The organism is Mangrovivirga cuniculi, assembly GCF_005166025.1.
Classification (GTDB): domain Bacteria; phylum Bacteroidota; class Bacteroidia; order Cytophagales; family Cyclobacteriaceae; genus Mangrovivirga; species Mangrovivirga cuniculi.
Genome location: NZ_CP028923.1, coordinates 3,698,222 through 3,717,019 on the forward strand (window position 1 = coordinate 3,698,222; position 18,798 = coordinate 3,717,019).

11 protein-coding genes are annotated in these 18,798 nt (G+C 40.5%); 9 read left to right on the forward strand and 2 right to left on the reverse strand.

Annotation, left to right across the window (positions count from 1 at the left end):
- The first annotated feature begins 41 nt into the window (after nt 1-41).
- Entirely contained in the window at nt 42-707 is a 666-nt protein-coding gene (locus tag DCC35_RS16320; protein WP_137091816.1) for a hypothetical protein, read from the forward strand.
- Here the strand turns inward: DCC35_RS16320 and DCC35_RS16325 are convergent, their stop codons facing one another.
- The gene (locus DCC35_RS16325) at nt 708-1,277 is read right to left on the reverse strand and encodes a DUF3109 family protein (protein WP_137091817.1); all 570 of its coding nucleotides are present in this window, start codon (nt 1,275-1,277) and stop codon (nt 708-710) included. It abuts the gene before it with no gap.
- 267 nt (nt 1,278-1,544) lie between these two features.
- Between DCC35_RS16325 and DCC35_RS16330 the strand changes: the two genes are divergently transcribed.
- From DCC35_RS16330 to DCC35_RS16350, 5 genes are all read left to right on the forward strand, one after another.
- Nucleotides 1,545-3,839: an ATP-dependent helicase gene (locus tag DCC35_RS16330; protein WP_137092676.1), complete on the forward strand. Its 2,295-nt coding sequence runs from the start codon at nt 1,545-1,547 to the stop codon at nt 3,837-3,839.
- Nucleotides 3,840-3,865: 26 nt separating this feature from the next.
- A complete protein-coding gene (locus DCC35_RS16335) occupies nt 3,866-4,501 on the forward strand; it encodes a DUF4290 domain-containing protein (RefSeq protein WP_137091818.1) in 636 nt (211 codons plus the stop codon).
- Nucleotides 4,502-5,812 carry a UDP-N-acetylglucosamine 1-carboxyvinyltransferase gene (gene murA, locus DCC35_RS16340; protein WP_137091819.1) on the forward strand — a complete coding sequence of 437 codons (1,311 nt, stop codon included), beginning with the start codon at nt 4,502-4,504 and terminating at the stop codon, nt 5,810-5,812.
- A 2,451-nt stretch (nt 5,813-8,263) separates the two neighbouring features.
- Complete coding sequence (locus tag DCC35_RS16345; protein ID WP_137091820.1) at nt 8,264-8,818, forward strand: DUF4352 domain-containing protein; 555 nt, start codon at nt 8,264-8,266, stop codon at nt 8,816-8,818.
- 272 nt (nt 8,819-9,090) lie between these two features.
- Nucleotides 9,091-9,672, forward strand: a complete 582-nt coding sequence (locus DCC35_RS16350; protein ID WP_175402843.1) for a DUF4352 domain-containing protein — start codon at nt 9,091-9,093, stop codon at nt 9,670-9,672.
- Between the two features lie 1,406 nt (nt 9,673-11,078).
- Here DCC35_RS16350 and DCC35_RS16355 read toward each other — a convergent pair.
- Nucleotides 11,079-12,356, reverse strand: a complete 1,278-nt coding sequence (locus DCC35_RS16355; protein WP_137091822.1) for an alginate export family protein — start codon at nt 12,354-12,356, stop codon at nt 11,079-11,081.
- 93 nt (nt 12,357-12,449) lie between these two features.
- Here DCC35_RS16355 and nrfH point away from each other — a divergent pair, with 93 nt between their 5' ends.
- From nrfH to ccsA, 3 genes are read left to right on the forward strand one after another with little or no spacing between them, the layout of a single operon-like run.
- Nucleotides 12,450-13,064 carry a cytochrome c nitrite reductase small subunit gene (gene nrfH, locus DCC35_RS16360; RefSeq protein ID WP_137091823.1) on the forward strand — a complete coding sequence of 205 codons (615 nt, stop codon included), beginning with the start codon at nt 12,450-12,452 and terminating at the stop codon, nt 13,062-13,064.
- On the forward strand, nt 13,061-14,563 hold the full coding sequence (gene nrfA / locus DCC35_RS16365; RefSeq protein ID WP_137091824.1) for an ammonia-forming cytochrome c nitrite reductase: 1,503 nt from the start codon (nt 13,061-13,063) through the stop codon (nt 14,561-14,563). The genes nrfH and nrfA overlap by 4 nt, the downstream gene beginning before the upstream one ends.
- 44 nt (nt 14,564-14,607) lie before the next feature.
- Nucleotides 14,608-17,733, forward strand: coding sequence for a cytochrome c biogenesis protein (gene ccsA, locus DCC35_RS16370; RefSeq protein WP_137091825.1), 3,126 nt, complete (start codon nt 14,608-14,610; stop codon nt 17,731-17,733).
- Nucleotides 17,734-18,798: the final 1,065 nt, after the last annotated feature.

Sequence of the window (18,798 nt, forward strand, 5' to 3'; positions counted from 1 at the left end):
ATAAATTACCCTGACATGCGAAGCTTCGTCAGGGTTTTTTTATGCCTAAATTTTTAAGTCTGATATCGGTTTTTATACTTTTTTCTTTCTCACTCAATGCCCAGGATACCACAAAGACCGAGAGTATTGAGAAAAAGGAAAAACTATTCATGATAACGGGAGGTCCGATGGCTTATCGTGGTGACCTGGGTAATGGATACGACCAGTTCAGATTTAATTTTTCAGCTGCTTATCATTCCCTCAATTATAAAACGCTTCATTTCGCTGTAAATCTAATGGCCGGGAGTATATCCGGTGGATCTTTTTCTACCAGGGCCGCAGTAGATAATACTAACAGTTATTTCAAATCATCAATAATTAGCATTTACCCTGAGATCAACTGGTGGTTTATCGATAGTGATCAGTGGAAAGGAGGACTAGGGGCCGGAATCGGAATAATCAGGTTTGATCCGGAAGATGCTGAAGGCAACCGCTTGCTCGATATTCCCCAGACGAGAAACCAAAATGAAACTTATGGAAATATAAGTGCAGTTATTCCATTGACCTTCACTATACAGTATTACCCATATGATTATCTTGGTATCACAGCAGCAGCCGGATTTCTAAATCCTACAACAGATTACCTGGATAACATTAGTGAAAGGGGAACTCAAAATCTGGCGGATAATATTCTTTTCTTCCGTGCCGGAATAGTTATCAAACAATAATTATTCGTCTTCTTCCTGAATTATTCTGACCAGTTCTTTATACCAGTCTTCACCATACTTACGAATAAGCGGTTCTTTTAAGAATTTGTAGATCGGAACATGAAGTTCTTTTCCAAAAGAACATGCAGGAGAACAAATATCCCAGCGGTCATAGTTTAATGCTTCAAGATCCTGAAACTTGCTTAACCTGATCGGGTATAAGTGGCAGGAAATCGGCTTCTTGTAATCAATTTTCCCGTCGATATAAGCTTGCTCAATACCACATTTGAGAATACCTTTTCCGTCGTAAAAGGCATACGCACATTCTTTACCATCAATTGTCGGAGTAGAATAATCGCCTTCAAAATCAACAACATAGGGACCTTGTTTTTCAATTTCTTCCCTGCCCTCTTCACTCAGATATGGCTTAACATGCTCCTGGATCTCTTCCATTTTGTCAAGCTCATCAAAATTTAAAGGGGCACCAAGGTCACCTTCAACACAACAAGCTCCTTTGCACTTTTCAAGGTTGCAAACAAAAAACTTGTCTTTGATGTCATCTGAAACCAACTTATCCCTGACGATTAACATTTCTTATCTCCTCTATTAATTCAACTGCAAATCTACCTAAATAAAACCATTTGAGCGAAGTAAAAATGAGACATGAAAATAAATTCCTTTTCAGATAGAACATTCTCAAAGCACAAAAGCCTTTATTATTAAAGATGAAATTTCTGTCCTCTCAATGCTTCTAAAAATATTTTTTTGACATCCTGTGACAATAAGGCTTTCCCTCACTTTCTCTCCGTTATTTTTTTCTAAATTTGTAGACTGATGAATATGGACAATAGAGAGAATTTGGAATATCTGGACCACCTGAACCCTCCGCAGCGGGAAGGTGTCCTGAATGTGGAAGGCCCGAGCATGATCATTGCAGGCGCGGGCTCAGGAAAAACAAGAGTACTAACCTATCGAATCGCCCATCTGATTAGGGAAAAGAACGTTGATCCTTTTTCGATTCTGGCGCTGACCTTTACCAATAAGGCAGCGAGAGAAATGCGTGAGCGTATCGAAAATGTGGTCGGGCCTGATGCCAGAAGCCTCTGGATGGGTACTTTCCACTCGGTTTTCGCGAGAATATTACGGGCTGAAGCTCATCATATCGGGTATCCGAGCAACTTTACTATATACGATACAGACGATAGTAAACAACTTATCAGACAGTTGATCAAGCAATTTAATCTTGATGACAAAACATATAAAGTTAATAGTGTACTCGGTAGAATTTCCGGAGCAAAAAACCGGCTGATCTCCTGGCAGCGCTATAAACAGGATGCAGCGATCAGGGCTGAAGATGAAGCAGCGATGAAGCCAAAAATGGCTCAAATTTATGAGGAATATGTAAAGCGCTGTGTCAAATCTTCAGCAATGGACTTTGACGACTTGTTATTCAACACCAATATTCTATTCAAAAATTTCCCTGATGTCCTGTTAAAGTATCAACATCGATTCAAATTTGTGATGGTCGATGAGTTTCAGGATACTAACCTGAGTCAGTACCTGATCACCAAAAAACTGGCTGCGGTTCACCAGAACATCTGTGTGGTAGGTGACGATGCACAAAGTATCTATGCTTTCCGTGGTGCTGACATCAGAAACATACTAAATTTCGAAAAAGACTATCCCGAGCTAAAGATTATCAAGCTCGAGCAAAATTATAGAAGTACTAAAAATATTGTTCAATCAGCCAATGCGATCATCGCAAAGAATAAGGCTCAGCTAAAGAAAAGCGTTTGGACATCTAATGAGGCCGGTGACCAAATCGAGGTCATCAAAGCTCAAAGTGATAATGAAGAAGGAAGGCTGGTCGCCCAGTCCATCTTTGAAGAAAAGATGAATAACCAGCTCGAAAATAGTGATTTTGCGATCCTCTACCGAACCAACTCACAATCGAGATCGATGGAGGAAGCGTTGAGAAAAATGAATATACCATACAAGATCATTGGTGGTCTTTCATTCTACCAACGTAAAGAGATCAAAGACCTGATCGCTTACATGCGGTACACGGTCAATCACGATGATGAACAATCACTTCGCCGGATAATTAACTATCCGAAACGTGGAATCGGGAACACAACGGTAGAAAAGATCATAGTTGCAGCATATGAAAACAACCTATCTCTCTGGGAGGTGATACAAAATCCTCATCGCTTCTTTTCCGGACGGGCAGCTAATGCGATTGATGGTTTTACCACCCTGATCAAAAGTTTTAAGAAAGAAGTAGAGCAAAAAGATGCCTTTGATGCTGCGACAGCTATTGCCAAAGGATCGGGAATTTTGCGTGAGCTTTATTCAGATAAGACTGTTGAAGGACTGAGCCGATATGAAAACGTTCAGGAATTACTGAATGCGATCAAAGACTTTGCTGAGAGTGAAGATGTTGAAGACCGTTCAATGGATGCATTCCTTCAGGATGTTGCCCTGCTGACCAGCGCAGATGATTCATCGGCTGAAGATAAAGATAAGGTCACACTGATGACCATTCACTCGGCTAAAGGACTGGAGTTTCCATATGTCTATATTGTCGGAATGGAAGAAGACCTATTCCCCAGCCAGATGATGCTTAATAGCCGTGCTGACCTCGAGGAAGAACGAAGACTTTTCTACGTAGCGATAACACGTGCGGAAAAGAAGTTGTATCTTAGCTTTGCGACCTCGAGATACCGGTTTGGAAACCTGAAAATGTGTGAAGCGAGCCGTTTTATCGATGAGCTCGATCCTCAATATATTAAAATGAGTACACGCTATGGTAGCCGGCAACCGGAATCAATGCCGGGTCAAAGGCCTAGTTTTGCCGGAGGCGGATCAAATGCAGGTGGATATGCAAAAAACCTTGTATCGAGTATAAATAAAGACCGGACAAAAAGCCAGCAGCGTCAGCCTGCCAAAGAGCATACGCCGAGTGCCGGATTTGAAGCTTCGGACATAACAAATCTGAAAGCCGGGGATAAAGTCGAGCACCTTAAATTTGGTTTTGGAGAGGTACTTGAGATCGATGACAGAGGTCCCGGAAAGAAGGCAAAAGTTAAATTTGAACATTTTGGAGAAAAAACATTGCTCCTTAGCTTTGCTAAGCTGAGGATTATTGAATAGATTTCAGCGGTTAAAACAACCATATAATGGATTATAACACACAGAGAAACCACCTTATTCTCAGGGAATATGGTAGAAACGTTCAGAAATTAGTCGACTATATCACCCATGAAGTCGATGATAAAGATCAGCGCACCCGTTACGCTAAAGCACTGATAGAAATGATGAAACAGATCATTCCTGATCTGAAAGACACGAAAGAAAACCTCCAGAAATTATGGGATGACCTTTTTATCATCTCAAAATTTCAACTGGATGTAGACAGTCCTTTCCCTAAGCCGAGCCCTGATACACTGGAGAAAAAACCTCGAAAGGTTGAATACAACCAGCACAACCATATGCGTTATCGCCATTATGGGGTGAACATCGAATTGCTAATCAAAGAAGCAATGGAGATGGAGGATCAACAACAACAAACAGAAGCGGTAGTCTATATTGCCAGGTTGATGAAAACTTTTTATATGACCTGGAATAAGGATAACATCGAAGACAACGTTCTTATTGAACAAATTGAAAAACTAGCCGGTGGAAAGCTGGAAGTAGACCGGGATGCTATTTTAGGTAAAAACCTGATCAACCCCTTATATCGAGATAAAGAAAACAGGCCTTCGTCGAGCAAAGGCGGAAAAGGCGGCGGAAAAAAGAAAAAGAGAAAATACTAAATGGGATCATTTCGAATTCAGGGTAATGCAAAATTGAAGGGGGAAATCATTCCCCAGGGAGCGAAAAACGAAGCATTACAAATACTTTGTGCAGTTTTACTGACTGAAGAAACAGTAACTATTCATAAAATCCCAAACATCAGGGATGTAATGAAGCTTATCGACCTGCTCGACGATATCGGGGTAGAAGTTGAAAAGCTGGGTGATGAATCATACCGATTTACAGCTAATAATATTGACCTCAAATACCTTGATTCTGACGAGTATAAGAAAAAAGCTGCTTCACTACGTGGTTCAGTAATGATGCTGGGGCCTCTATTAGCACGATTTGGCAAGGCTTCGATTCCCAAACCAGGTGGAGATAAAATAGGTCGACGTAGATTAGATACTCACTTCCTTGGTTTTAAAAAACTGGGCGCTGAATTCAAATATGATAATAAAACTTCCCATTTCAGCATTGAGGCTAAGAATGGCCTGACCGGAACATACATGTTGCTTGAAGAAGCATCAGTAACTGGTACTGCTAACATCATCATGGCAGCAGTAATGGCTAAGGGAAAAACCACGATATATAATGCAGCTTGTGAACCATACATTCAGCAGCTATGCCGCATGATGGTTCGCATGGGAGCAAATATCCATGGCATCGGATCTAACCTATTAACCATCGAGGGGGTAGAACGACTTTCGGGCACTACCCATACCATGCTTCCGGATATGATCGAGATTGGTTCATTTATTGGCATGGCTGCTATGACTCAGTCAGAAATCACAATCAAAGATGCCAGAATTGACCAATTGGGAATCATCCCTGAGATGTTCCAGAAGCTGGGAATTAAAATGGAATTCCATGGTGATGATATTCATATTCCTGCCCAGGATTCTTATACCATTGATACATTTATTGACGGATCAATATTAACCGTTGCTGATGCAGTCTGGCCGGGCTTCACTCCTGACCTGTTGAGTATTGTATTAGTTACAGCTACCCAGGCACAGGGAACAGTGCTTGTTCACCAGAAGATGTTTGAGAGTCGTTTGTTCTTCGTCGATAAATTGATTGATATGGGAGCCCAGATCATCCTTTGTGATCCACACAGAGCAACAGTGATCGGACTTGACAGAAAAGTAAATCTCCGGGGCATCCAGATGACCTCCCCTGATATTCGTGCGGGAGTATCGCTATTGATCGCCGCACTATCAGCTGACGGCGAAAGCGTAATACACAACGTAGAGCAGATTGACAGAGGATACCAATACATTGACAAGCGATTGAATGCGTTGGGAGCTAATATTGAGCGGATGGATTAAAATTAAAACTTCATCGTAAGTTTATCGCTTCTGGCGAGCCGAAGGACCCTGAAACTAACAACAGGAAGTCGTCATGGGGAGATCTGCAACATTTAAATTAGATATTCATATAAAACCGGGTTGTTGATTGTAGCCCGGTTTTTTTTTGTGTCCGAATAATAACTTCATCACTGCCCCTGGCGCCGGAGTCGCGCTGGTGCCATTAAATTATTACGCTGATGCTCTTCCAGATGTTAGCGAAGCGCATCTGGAAGTTTAGATACATTAGGATCTTAGATCCGTTACAAAAAGATATAGTTATTAGAGATTAGGTTATTAAGTTATTGGTATGCTTGACTCGATTAAAAAATAAAACACCCCGCAAATCCTTTTACCCTGACACGGACTGAAAGAAAGTCGTCATGGGGCGCTAAGAACGCTAAGGAACACAGCAAGCTGTTTATATTTATTACCAAAGAGGGCACTGAGTACACAGAGAATTGCTGACGCAATTATTCTGCTCTTCCAGATGTTAGCGAAGCGCATCTGGAAGTTTAGATACATTAGGATCTAGATCCGTTACAAAAAGATATAGTTATTAGAGATTAGGTTATTAAGTTATTGGTATGCTTGACTCGATTAAAAAATAAAACACTCCGCAAATCCTTTTACCCTGACACGGACTGAAAGGAAGTCGTCATGGGGGTGCTAAGAACGCTAGGGAACACAGCAAGCTGTTTATATTTATTACCACAGAGGGCACTGAGTACACAGAGAATTGCTGACGCAATTATTCTGCTCTTCCAGATGTTAGCGAAGCGCATCTGGAAGTTTAGATACATTAGGATCTAGATCCGTTACAAAAAGATATAGTTATTAGAGATTAGGTTATTAAGTTATTGGTATGCTTGACTCGATTAAAAAATAAAACACCCCGCAAATCCTTTTACCCTGACACGGACTGAAAGGAAGTCGTCATGGGGGTGCTAAGAACGCTAGGGAACACAGCAAGCTGTTTATATTTATTACCACAGAGGGCACTGAGTACACAGAGAATTGCTGACACAATTATTCTGCTCTTCGAGTTGTTACCGAAGCGTATTTCGTAGGTCAGATAAAATTGCATCTTAGATCCTCATTAAGCAAATCATATTCTTAAAATCACCGCAGAGACGCAGAAATCGCAAAGGAAACAGCAAGCTGTTGTGTTTTTTTACCACAGAGAGCATAGAGAACACGGAGGAAACATCAAGATGTTTGAGTTAAGTAACACCGAGTCCGCAGGGTTCAAAGAGAATTACAGACTAAATGAAATTAATTCTCTTATCATAGAAAAAAGGGAGGTTTCACATCCGATGCTTCAATCTTTTATTAGTTGATTCTTAGAAGGGTGCGGTAGGAATGGCAATATCCCGAGGGTAGGGAGGAATGGGCGCTAGGAGGATCGATATTGTCTTGACCTTTTTGCTTCGTTTTTGTGTCAAGACAAAAATGAAGAGAAAACTGTTTGAATCAAAATTAAGAAGATTCAAAAATAAACAGGATTGACCTTAACTCGAGTAAAACACACACCGCAAAGGCGCGAGGACGCGAAGGAACAGCAAGCTGTTTATATTTATTACCACAGAGAGCACAGAGTACACAGAGAATTGCTGACGCAATTTATACAGCTCTTCGAGATGTTAGCGACAGCGCATCTCGTAGTTTTAATAAAAGAAGATCTTTGATCTGTCATAACTGGTTCGTGAGGACACGAACCAAGGCGTCAGTTAGTTGATAAGTTATTGGTTATTGAGTTATTAGGTTATTAGGTTATTAGTTATTAGGAAGAATGCAACATTTAATTTTTCTACATATATAAAAAATGTTACTGGCATCAGCATCACGTTTATGCCCTTACCCTTCCCCCAATTAGTCCATTTTCATGACACAAATCTTTAAAATGTCATAGAACTGCACTTTTTATAATTTTTTCAAGATTTTAATCATCAAAAAATGTCATTTAATGACAAAATCGATTTTATAAAAGGGTCGACAGGGGTATATTTGACTACTGTCAACCAAAACAATAATGCGATCTGCTATGCTAATCTCTATCAAGGTTTGGAAACTAAACTGCAGATCGCATTTACTTTAAGGGTTTAATTGTGTACTAATTATGTGAGACAGCTGGTTGTTGGTACTTCTAAGGAAGATTAACTACATCTAAATGATTATAGTTTGGTAACACTTGTGGTAAGGTGGTATCTGTTTAACAGTTAATTTGGCTCAACTTCCGATGACACGTATCAGCAACCTTTTTTCTCCGATTTTCATTTAGGTTTTAAAAAAGTACACGGGTTAGGAAGATCCCGGTGAACCATGATTCACCGGGATCTTTTATTTTAAACAATTATCAACTAAAGCTCTCTTAAAATTTCGATTCCTGAATGATTACCTATAAATTGAGATAGAGAACACATAAACATTAATATGAATACTAAAACTTCAACTCTGTTTCTGGGAATGTTAATTAGCTTTTCAATATTTTTCTCCTGCTCTTATGAAAAAGAAGGTGAGGATGAAAATGAAGAAGAAACCAAAGCTCCAAAGCCATCGATGGCTGTTAAAAACACGGAATCATATTACAATAATGTAATGAAAGGAAGTATGAATGAGACTGTGGTAATGGATGGCAAGGAAGTCACGATCTTAGAATATGGTGAAGCTAAACCAAAAAACACTGATCTGTTCAAAGTAGCTCCGGACAAAAAGCTTGTTTATGTAAAAGCCAGTGTAACGAATACCGGCATCGATCCGTGGCAGTCGAGTATGGTTCAATTTTTTCTCAGGGATGCATCCGGAAAGGAATACGCTCCTGCCCTGTACGAAATAGACAAAGGCGAAAACTTCCCCAATACAGAACTAGGCATGGGAGCCACCTCAACAGGATATATTGGCTTCGAGGTTGATGCGTTATATTCTGATCTGGCAGTAGCTTACGCCGTTGACCTTTCAGAAGGTAAGGTGATTGTAGTTGGGTTGTAAGAATAGTTATGAGAGATTTGGTTATTGGTTATTGAGTTATAAGGGATTAAGTTATTGGTTATTGGTTAATAGTCTTAACTGGTTCATGGGGACACGAACCAGGGCATACCGGATTCAAATCCGGTTTATTACCGGTTCGACATGCCCTGCGGAACATGTCGAACAGCAGCATTATTTGGTTGATACCACAGTCAAGTCAAAACATGAAAATATTTTTCCTTAGTTAATAAATCCCATTATATTGCGGCTTTTTAAACACTATGCGTACTATCATGAAAACCAAACCATTTTTTTTAATTGCCTTGATCGCATTTTCGTCGCTGGTTTATTCTTGCACTGAAACCAAATCAGATGAGAAATCTGAAACTACCGAAGAAATCAAGGCGACTGTTGAAGAAACTGAAGTAAAAGAATCCTCTCCTTCTGCTGTTGAAAACACTGTTGCTTATTATGGTGATGTAACAACCGGTAAAATGAACGAGGTAGTAGAAAAGGAAGGTAGAAGAATCATCGTTTTAGAATTCGGTGATGCCAAATCGAAATTCCCTGACGTTTCTGAAATACCTGAAGGAAAAAAGCTTGTCTACATCAAAACGAGGGTAGAAAATGTCGATGCAGAAGAATGGAAGTCCAGTATCCTGCAGTTTTTCCTTCGTGATGCAACAGGTGAAGAATATGCTCCTTCTCTATACGAAGTTGACAAAGGAGAAATGCTTCCACAGGTAGAGCTTAACAAGGGCGATATGTCTGAGGGATATATTGGCTTTGAGGTAAATCCGGAAATAAAGGATTACTGCCTTGCTTATACAGTAAACTTAGGAGAAGGAAAAATGATCGCAATAGATCTGAAATAAGATATTTAAGATTATGATCCCAAGGGCCTGGTCGAGAGACTGGGCTCTTTTTGTTTAGTTAGGTTTTTAGTTATTAGAGATTAGGTTATTAAGTTATTAGTACGCTTGACTCGAAATTGTCTGAACTAGGATTTTTAGGATTAATAGGATGATAGGATTGCTTATGACTCGAAATTGGAGAACCGGGATTGACCTTGATTATAAAAGATAAACAGGATTGCTATCAACTCGCAAGAAAAAAACACACCGCAAAGACGCAGAGATCGCAAAGAAAAACAGCAAGCTGTTTATGTTTTATACCACAGAGAGCGCAGAGTACACAGAGAATTGCTGACGCAATTTATAATGCTGTCTCACTGGCGCCAGCGTCGCGCTGGTGCCTTATAATAACATCTAACAATCACCTCCTTGCTGCTTCGTATCTCGACTTCGAATGAAATGATGGGTTTAGGTTGGTTTATATCTTTTAACCGGTTCGTGGAGACACGAACCAGGGCGGTTGTTAGTTAATAAGTTATTGGTTATTCAGTTATAAGGGATTAAGTTATTGGTTATTAGCTAATAAAAGTCTCAACTGAAGCATCACAAAGTCCTCAGGGATCAAAGAGAATTACAGACTCAATGAAATTAAATCTCGTACATAGAAAAAAGGGAGGCTCCACGTCCAATGCTTCAATCTTTATATAATTGATACTTAGAAGGGTGCGGTAGGAATGACAATATCACGAGTATTAGACCCTGACATCGACGCAAGGAGATCGTCAAGGGGGTGGGGAGGTTGGCGAGCTAGGAGGATCAATTTTGTCTTGACCTTTTTGCTTCGTTTTTGTGTCAAGACAAAAATGAAGAGAAAAACTGTCTGAATCAGAATTAAGAGGATTCAAAGATTAACAGAATTACCCTTAGCTCGAATAAAATAAACACACCGCAAAGACGCAGAGATCGCAAAGGAAACAGCAAGCTGTTTTTTTCACAACAGAGAACACAGAGAATTGCTGACGCAATTTATAATGCTGTCTCACTGGCGCCAGCGTCGCGCTGGTGCCTTATAATAACATCTAACAATCACCTCCTTGCTGCTTCGCATCTCGACTTCGAATGAAATGATGGGTTTAGGTTGGTTTATATCTTTTAACCGGTTCGTGGAGACACGAATCAGGGCGGTAGTTAGTTAATAAGTTATTGGTTATTGAGTTATAAGGGATTAAGTTATTAGAGATTGAGTTATTGAGTTATTAGTTATTGAAGATTAAGTTATTACCAATTACTCCACCATTTCTGCTGTTTAAGATGTTAGCGAAGCGCATCTGGAGCTATGGATAATTCAGGATCTTAGATCCGAAAACTGGTTCATGGAGACACGAAGCAGGGCGGCAATTAGTTACTAATAATTAAGTTATTAGCTCTTACTCTTCCTCCCCTTTCAAATTATGTGTAAAGAGTCGGGGATTAACGAATAGCTGAACCCAGGCCCAGTTGTTCGTATTTTCATTGGTCGTCCCTCCTTTTATGGCGCTCATTTGATCAGTAGCAAACATGTGGGAATATCCCACCTGTGTCTTTACATTTTTATTAATCTTATGAGTATAAACAAGGTCTATTTCAGTTCCCAGGTCACGATCATCTGTGCCGATTATATCTGCATTAGACATAAAATAATGAACTGCCATTTTTAACGAATTACTTTTTCCCGGCTTAAATGTTGTACTCAGGTAATAATCATTTAACCCAACATTGTTAGCGTGGTTTCCTACGTAAAAATAATCCATATACCCGTTGAAAGCATGGTTGGTTCCATACAGAGGAAAAAAGGACCTGTTCCTATCATCGCCTGCCTGATCTGTCCCACTCAGAAGCTCCATCCCGGCAGCAAAAACTGTTTTATTCGGACTAAAAGCTACTTCCAACCCAAGGTCATAAGCACTCAGATCTGTATCCTGGCTAGCCTTGCCCGACTGGTAATATCCGAAACCTTTGAAGGTAAAATCTCCGGTCGGGGCGGAGAAATACAATCCAGTGGTCTGCCTGTTATACACGCCATCAGTAATAGTATTGGCTGAATCAGCATAAGCCTGAAACCCGTTATTTAAAAACAAGAAGCTCACGACAGTCTTATCCCATTTTTTGGACAAGTAAGCATATTGCATCGTTTTATAAGAAAAGAATCCGGTGATATCGTAATCATTTCCGTTTATCGGTTCCCCAACCTGGTTGAAGGCAAATCCCAAATCTCCCTTTAAGCTTTCTTTATCATACCTTACTAATAATGCATCGTGAGTTCTTCCCTGCATTGCCCAATCCAATCCACCAAGTATCCGCTGATTATCATACGAAATGGGCTGCCTTCCAGCCTGAATAGCCCAGTAATCATTTAAATATATTTTCGCCCAGGCTTCAAAAAGCATAAAAGAATCATTTCCATCAGAAGGCAAAATCTGCCGGGTGTCTCCCCAGGTACTCACATCCTGCACACTTAATTTGATCTCAAGAAGTTTACTAACATAACCCAGCTTCAATCTGGCCCTTTGGCGAACAAAAGCTGCCGGTTCGGTATTATCGGGAAACAAAGTTGAAAACCCATGTCGGTATTCAAATCGATCGCGCAGATCAAGATCCATAGTAAATTCCTGTGAAAAAGAGACATAGGCAGTTAACAAAAGTAGGGTGATGAAAAATGATTTCATTTGTTAAAAATTGAGGTGATAAATGAATGTGTTTCTCTTTGATAAATATAATTTAATTAATTAACTTTTGACAAGTAAAACGACTTATTCCTATTGTCACTTTTTAAGAACATTTTCCCGAAGAAAAAATCCAGATGGAGGACCATAGCAACTGTCTCTATTGCCAGTTTGTTAGGACTGGGTGCTTTCATTGCTTATGAAGCACATGTCACTTCCTATCTTTCGGATGATCCACAGGCCTGTGTAAACTGCCACGTGATGACTCCAGTTTATAACAGTTGGATGCACAGTTCGCACCGGGAATGGGCTACTTGCAATGATTGCCACGTGCCGCATGATAATGTTTTCAATCAATATTACTTTAAAGCGAAAGACGGATTGTACCACGCTTCGATATTCACTCTCAGAGCCGAACCCGATGTGATTTTCATGAGGGAAGAGTCTGAGAAAGTGGTTCAAAACAATTGTATTCGCTGCCATGTACAGCAGATAACTCAAGCGAAATACGAAGACTGGATAGAGTCGCACAAATCAGACCGATTAGACAGAACATGCTGGAGTTGTCACCGCACTGTCCCTCATGGCAGGCTGCACGGATTAACTACAGTAAAATATAATATAGCACCAGTACCAACCAATCAAACAGAGGTAGTAATACCCGAATGGCTGGAAAAAGAAATTGATGAATCCAAAACCGCTGCGAAATGAAAAACAAAGTCCTTTTCATCGTAACCCTGGTAATCGTTTTCCTATTAGGATTACTTGCATCCAGTATCATAAATCGAAAAAATGAGGCCAGGTATACTTCCTATGTTCCCCAGGCTGATATAATGAAAAATGACCCAAGAAATGAGGTGTGGGGTGAATACTATCCGCAACAATATCAATCGCACCTTCAAACTTCTGACACGAATTTCGTTTCCTTTCAGGGTGGCTCAGCCATGCGGGATATTCTTGAAGAGGATCCTAACCTGGTAATTCTCTGGGCTGGATACGGGTTTTCTAAGGATTACAACCAGGGCCGCGGTCATTTCTATTCTATCGAGGACATTCATAATACCCTGCGTACAGGAGGACCTGACGGACCCAATGACGGACCGATGCCTTCAACATGCTGGACATGTAAAAGTCCGGATGTACCCCGGTTGATGAATGAAATAGGCATTGCTGAGTTTTACGATGGAAAATGGGCAGCAAAAGGCCCCCAGGTAGTGAATCCGATCGGTTGTGCCGATTGCCACGATGCGAATACGATGAAATTAAAGATTTCAAGGCCTGCGCTGATTGAAGCGTTTGATGCGATGGGCAAAGACATCAAGAAAGTGACTCACCAGGAAATGCGGTCTCTTGTTTGTGCTCAGTGCCATGTTGAATACTACTTTAATAAAAATTTACCTGGAAAAGAAGGCACTCCATACCTTGTGTTCCCATGGAAAGAAGGAATGAGCGCTGATGACATGGAAAAATACTATGACAATATCGAATTTTCAGACTGGACTCACCAGATAAGTAAGGCTCCGATGCTGAAAGCACAGCATCCGGGATATGAAACTTACTTAACCGGTATCCATGCCAAAAGAGGTGTTTCCTGTGCAGATTGCCATATGCCATACAAAAGTGAGGGAGGTCAGAAATTTACCGACCACCATATTCAATCTCCATTAAACAATATTCAAAACTCCTGCCAGGTGTGTCACAGGGAGGAAGCGGAAAAGCTGAAAGAAAACGTTTATGAAAAGCAACGAAAAGTAAAAGAAAACAGGTTGGCACTGGAAGAAATGTTGGTGAAAGCACACATTGAAGCCAAAAAATGCTGGGATCTTGGTGCGACAGAAGAACAAATGGAATCTATCTTAATGGATATCAGGCATGCGCAGTGGAGATGGGATTTTATCGCCGCAGCTCACGGAGCAACATTTCATGCCCCAACAGAAATATCAAGAGTATTAGCTTCGGGAATTGTTGTTGCCCAGGAAGCCCGCGTAAAACTGGCAAGGCTTTTAGCTGAACTCGGACATAATAAACCTGTCCAAATGCCCGACATATCTACTAAAGAAAAGGCCCAGGAATACATTGGCCTCGATATGGAAGAGCTCAGAAAAGATAAAGAAAAATTCAAGGAAAATCTTTTACCAAAATGGTTGGAGCAGGCAAGGGAGAGAGAACAAAAATGGAATAATGAAAACGTCTCTGCCTCGGCTCAGTAGCACTATCTTTTATTCTGTTTAGTATTTAAAGTTTTCAAAATTATATGCGATTTTTTTACCGCTTATTCGGCTCATCTGTGCTAGCACTTTTATTGTTGTTGACGTTTGCTATTTCCATGGCAGTAGCAACTTTCATAGAAAATGATTACGGAACAGCTGCAGCCTGGCAAATAATCTATGATAGCTGGTGGTTTGAACTGGTAATGTTCGGTCTGGCTTTAGCTTTTCTTACCAACATCTATAAATACCGACTTTACAGGAAACCCAAATGGCCAATCCTCTTATTTCACATTTCCTTTCTGGTCATTATCATCGGGGCTTTTATCACTAGATATTATTCTGAAAGCGGAGTAATGCGTATACGGGAGAACGAATCTTCCTCCACTATAATTTCAGATAAAAAATACCTCCAGGTGCATTTCACCAAAGATGACCAGCATAAAGGCGTTTCCCAGGAAGTCCATTTTTCTAATCACACTGATGAAGATATTATCTGGAACCCGGAATTTGATAATCGTGAAATTGAAATTGAGTTATTGGAATACATCCCGGATGCTTCGGTAGAAATTAACAGCGATGAGGAAAGAGGTGAGCCATTTATCGAAATGGTAGTTTCCGAAGGTCAGGGGCGCGAAACTCATATTTTAAGAAAGGGGGAAACCAAACTCTTTGGCGATCACGGACATGCGATTGGGTTTAATAGTGACAATGAAGAGGCAATAAATATTCTTCAGGACGGAGATGAATTCTATATTGAGTCTCCCCTCCCACTTGATTACTTTATCATGGCCAATCAACAACCCGGACATATATTAGCAGATAGCCTTCAAAAAATTTCACTACGTACCGTTTTCCGACTACACAACCTATCATTTGTTCCTTTGAAATATCATGACAAAGGTGTAATTGACATTATCAGCAATCCTGAAAAGCCCGGTGATAATGATCCGGTAAAGGATGATGTAGTTCGAATGAAAGTATCCGTTGGAGATGAAAGTGAGGAGCTGGACGTCTTGTATCGGGAAGGATTTTTACCGACAGTTCATACAGTTGAATTGGCAGATCTATCGATTGATGTTTCGTATGGTTCCAAAGGTATTGAACTGCCTTTCTCTATAAAGCTCGAAGATTTTCAGCTGGAGCGTTATCCCGGATCATCAAGTCCTTCGTCTTATGCCAGCGAAGTGGTGGTTCAATCTAAAGCGGAGTCTTTTCCCTATCGGATCTATATGAACAACGTACTGGATTATTCCGGATACCGCTTTTACCAGGCCAGTTATGACACCGACGAAAAAGGAACCGTATTATCGGTAAACAAAGACCGGCCGGGAACGCTGGTAACTTATGCCGGATATATTCTACTTGGAATTGGCATGTTCTGGACGTTATTCGGAAAGGGCTCACGATATACACAGCTAAATAAAAAGCTTAAAAACCTGAAGAATCAGACGAACATACTGATCCTATTAATGGCATTTGGTTCGTCAATAATTATAAACGGACAGGAAAATCAGCAGGAGAAAGCCGTTATCATTGATGAGCAACAAGCTGAATACTTTGGCAGATTGCTCGTTCAGGATCTCGACGGACGAATTAAACCCATCAATACTCTTTCATCAGAGTTTTTAAGAAAAATCTCAAGGAAAACGTACCTGGAAATCCCATCAGGAGAAAAGACAATCCGCCTCAATCCGGACCAGGTATTTATCTCGATGATGATGTATCCATCACTCTGGCAAAACATCCCAATAATTAAGATCGATGGTAAAAAATTAACGTCTGTTCTCGATGAAAACCTGACAGAAAAAGAACGCATTCCTTTTTCAGCATTACTCGGTAAAAACGGACAATATATTCTTTCTAAAGAAGTAGAAGAAGCAAATAAAAAGAAGCCGGCAAACAGGACTGAACAAGACAAGGAAGTCATCAAAGTTGATGAGCGTTTTAATATTGTTTTTAATGTGATTTCCGGAAATTACCTGAAAATCTTCCCAAGGAAAAATGACAAAGAAAAAAACTGGTATAGTTTCAACCACGATTTTTCTAATTTCAATGCCGAAGACAGGGCTTTTGCGCAAAACATTATCCCTGCTTACTTCAGCGACCTGCAATCGGGAAATTATTCCGATGCCGTTGAGAAAGTAGATTACATTCATACTTATCAGCAGGTATTGGGTGCAGGATACATTCCTGATTACAAACATGTGAATGCCGAGATCTGGTACAACAAGCTCAATCTAAACTTCTGGTTATTCCAGGCATGCTTTACCATTGGTATTATTCTTCTCGTGTTGGCGATAGCTAAGATCTTCAAACAGAATAAGCCTCTGAATATCCTGTGGAACTCGATGATCATCATTTCGTGGATCACCTTCCTGATCTTTACCGCCAACCTGGTGTTGCGCTGGTATGTTTCCGGTCACCCACCATGGAGCAATGGCTATGAGATGCTGGTATTCGTTTCCTGGGTACTGCTTTTATGTGGATTTATCGTTCACCGCAAGTCAGATTTCACCCTGCCACTGACGATGTTATTTACCGGGGCATTATTGTTTGTGAGTTACCTGGACTGGATCAATCCGGAAATCACTAACCTGATGCCAGTGCTCAAGTCTTACTGGCTAAAAGTGCATGTAGCAACAATAGTCAGCAGTTATGCTCCGTTGGCTCTGTCAGCATTGATCGGAGTCATGGTCATTGCATTGATATTAATGAGGAAGAGTTCGAACGAAAAAGAAATTAACATTCGGATAAAAGAGCTGACCTATATTAATGAGATATCCATGACCATCGGACTGTTTGTATTGACTATCGGAACATTTTTAGGTGGAGTCTGGGCCAATGAATCATGGGGACGATACTGGGCCTGGGATCCAAAAGAAACCTGGGCATTGATCAGCATTATTGTATATGCGATCGTGTTACACCTTCGATTCATTCCCAAGCTTAATAACTATGTGGTATTCAATATCGCGAGTATGTTCGCCTTCTGGTCGATCATTATGACCTCCTTTGGCGTGAACTACTACCTATCGGGATTACACAGCTACGCGGCAGGCGATCCGATGCCAATTCCTGATTTTGTGTATGTGACGGCTATATCGATGGTCGTGTTGAGTGTATTGGTAATTGTTAAGGTTAAGAGGTTTGGGGGGAGAATTGGATATTAGGTTATTGGGTTATTAAGTTATTAGTTATTGGAGATTAAGTTATTGGTTTCATTTAGACACTGAACCATCACTCTTCTGTCCCTGGCGCCAGCGTCGCGCTGGTGCCGATTAATTATTCAAAAACTACTGAAATTAGAATACTCAGCTTTGTCGATTTACATAAATAATTGTCAGAATCAGGATTTACAGGATGGAAGGATTTACATGATTTCTCTCGACTCGCAAGTAAAAAAACACACCGCAAAGGCGCTAAGTACGCTAAGAAAAGCAGCAAGCTGTTTAGGTTTTATACCACAGAGAGCGCAGAGGAAACAGCAAGCTGTTATATTTTACCACAGAGAGCACAGAGTACACAGAGGAAACATCAAGATGTTTGAGTTAAGTAACACCGAGTCCGCAGGGTTCAAAGAGAATTACTGAATCGATGAAATTAAAATGTTACATAGAAAAAAGGGAGGTTTCACATCCGATGCTTCAATCTTTTATTAGTTGATTCTTAGAAGGGTGCGGTAGGAATGGCAATATCCCGAGGGTGGGGAGGAATGGGCGCTAGGAGGATCGATATTGTCTTGACTTTTTTGCTTCGTTTTTGTGTCAAGACAAAAATGAAGAGGAAACTGTCTGAATCAGAATTAGGAGGATTCAAAGATTAACAGTATTGCCCTTGACTCGAATAAAAAAACACACCGCAAAGCCGCAGAGATCGCAAAGGAAACAGCAAGCTGTTTAGGTTTTATACCACAAAGATCACAGAGTACACAGAGAATTGTTGACGCAATTTATTTATATCACGGTAATACTTAGACCCTATAGCTCCAATTAAATTTAATGATTCTCCGCTCTCACTCTCACACTCACTCTGCTTTCCGGAGGTGGGGAGGAATGGGCGCTAGGAGGATCGATATTGTCTTGACCTTTTTGCTTCGTTTCTTGGATGCTGACATGCGATAGCATCGTCAGTTTTTGTGTCAAGACAAAAATGAAGAGAAAACTGTCTGAATCAGAATTAAGAGGATTCAAAGATTAACAGAATTACCCTTGACTCGAAATTGGAGAACCACTATT

Coding starts and splice junctions, on each gene's coding strand:
- DCC35_RS16320 (WP_137091816.1), top strand. CDS start 42: ATGCCTAAATTTTTAAGTCTGATATCGGTTTTTATACTTTTTTCTTTC.
- DCC35_RS16325 (WP_137091817.1), bottom strand. CDS start 1,277: ATGTTAATCGTCAGGGATAAGTTGGTTTCAGATGACATCAAAGACAAG.
- DCC35_RS16335 (WP_137091818.1), top strand. CDS start 3,866: ATGGATTATAACACACAGAGAAACCACCTTATTCTCAGGGAATATGGT.
- murA (WP_137091819.1), top strand. CDS start 4,502: ATGGGATCATTTCGAATTCAGGGTAATGCAAAATTGAAGGGGGAAATC.
- DCC35_RS16345 (WP_137091820.1), top strand. CDS start 8,264: ATGAATACTAAAACTTCAACTCTGTTTCTGGGAATGTTAATTAGCTTT.
- DCC35_RS16350 (WP_175402843.1), top strand. CDS start 9,091: ATGAAAACCAAACCATTTTTTTTAATTGCCTTGATCGCATTTTCGTCG.
- DCC35_RS16355 (WP_137091822.1), bottom strand. CDS start 12,356: ATGAAATCATTTTTCATCACCCTACTTTTGTTAACTGCCTATGTCTCT.
- nrfA (WP_137091824.1), top strand. CDS start 13,061: ATGAAAAACAAAGTCCTTTTCATCGTAACCCTGGTAATCGTTTTCCTA.
- ccsA (WP_137091825.1), top strand. CDS start 14,608: ATGCGATTTTTTTACCGCTTATTCGGCTCATCTGTGCTAGCACTTTTA.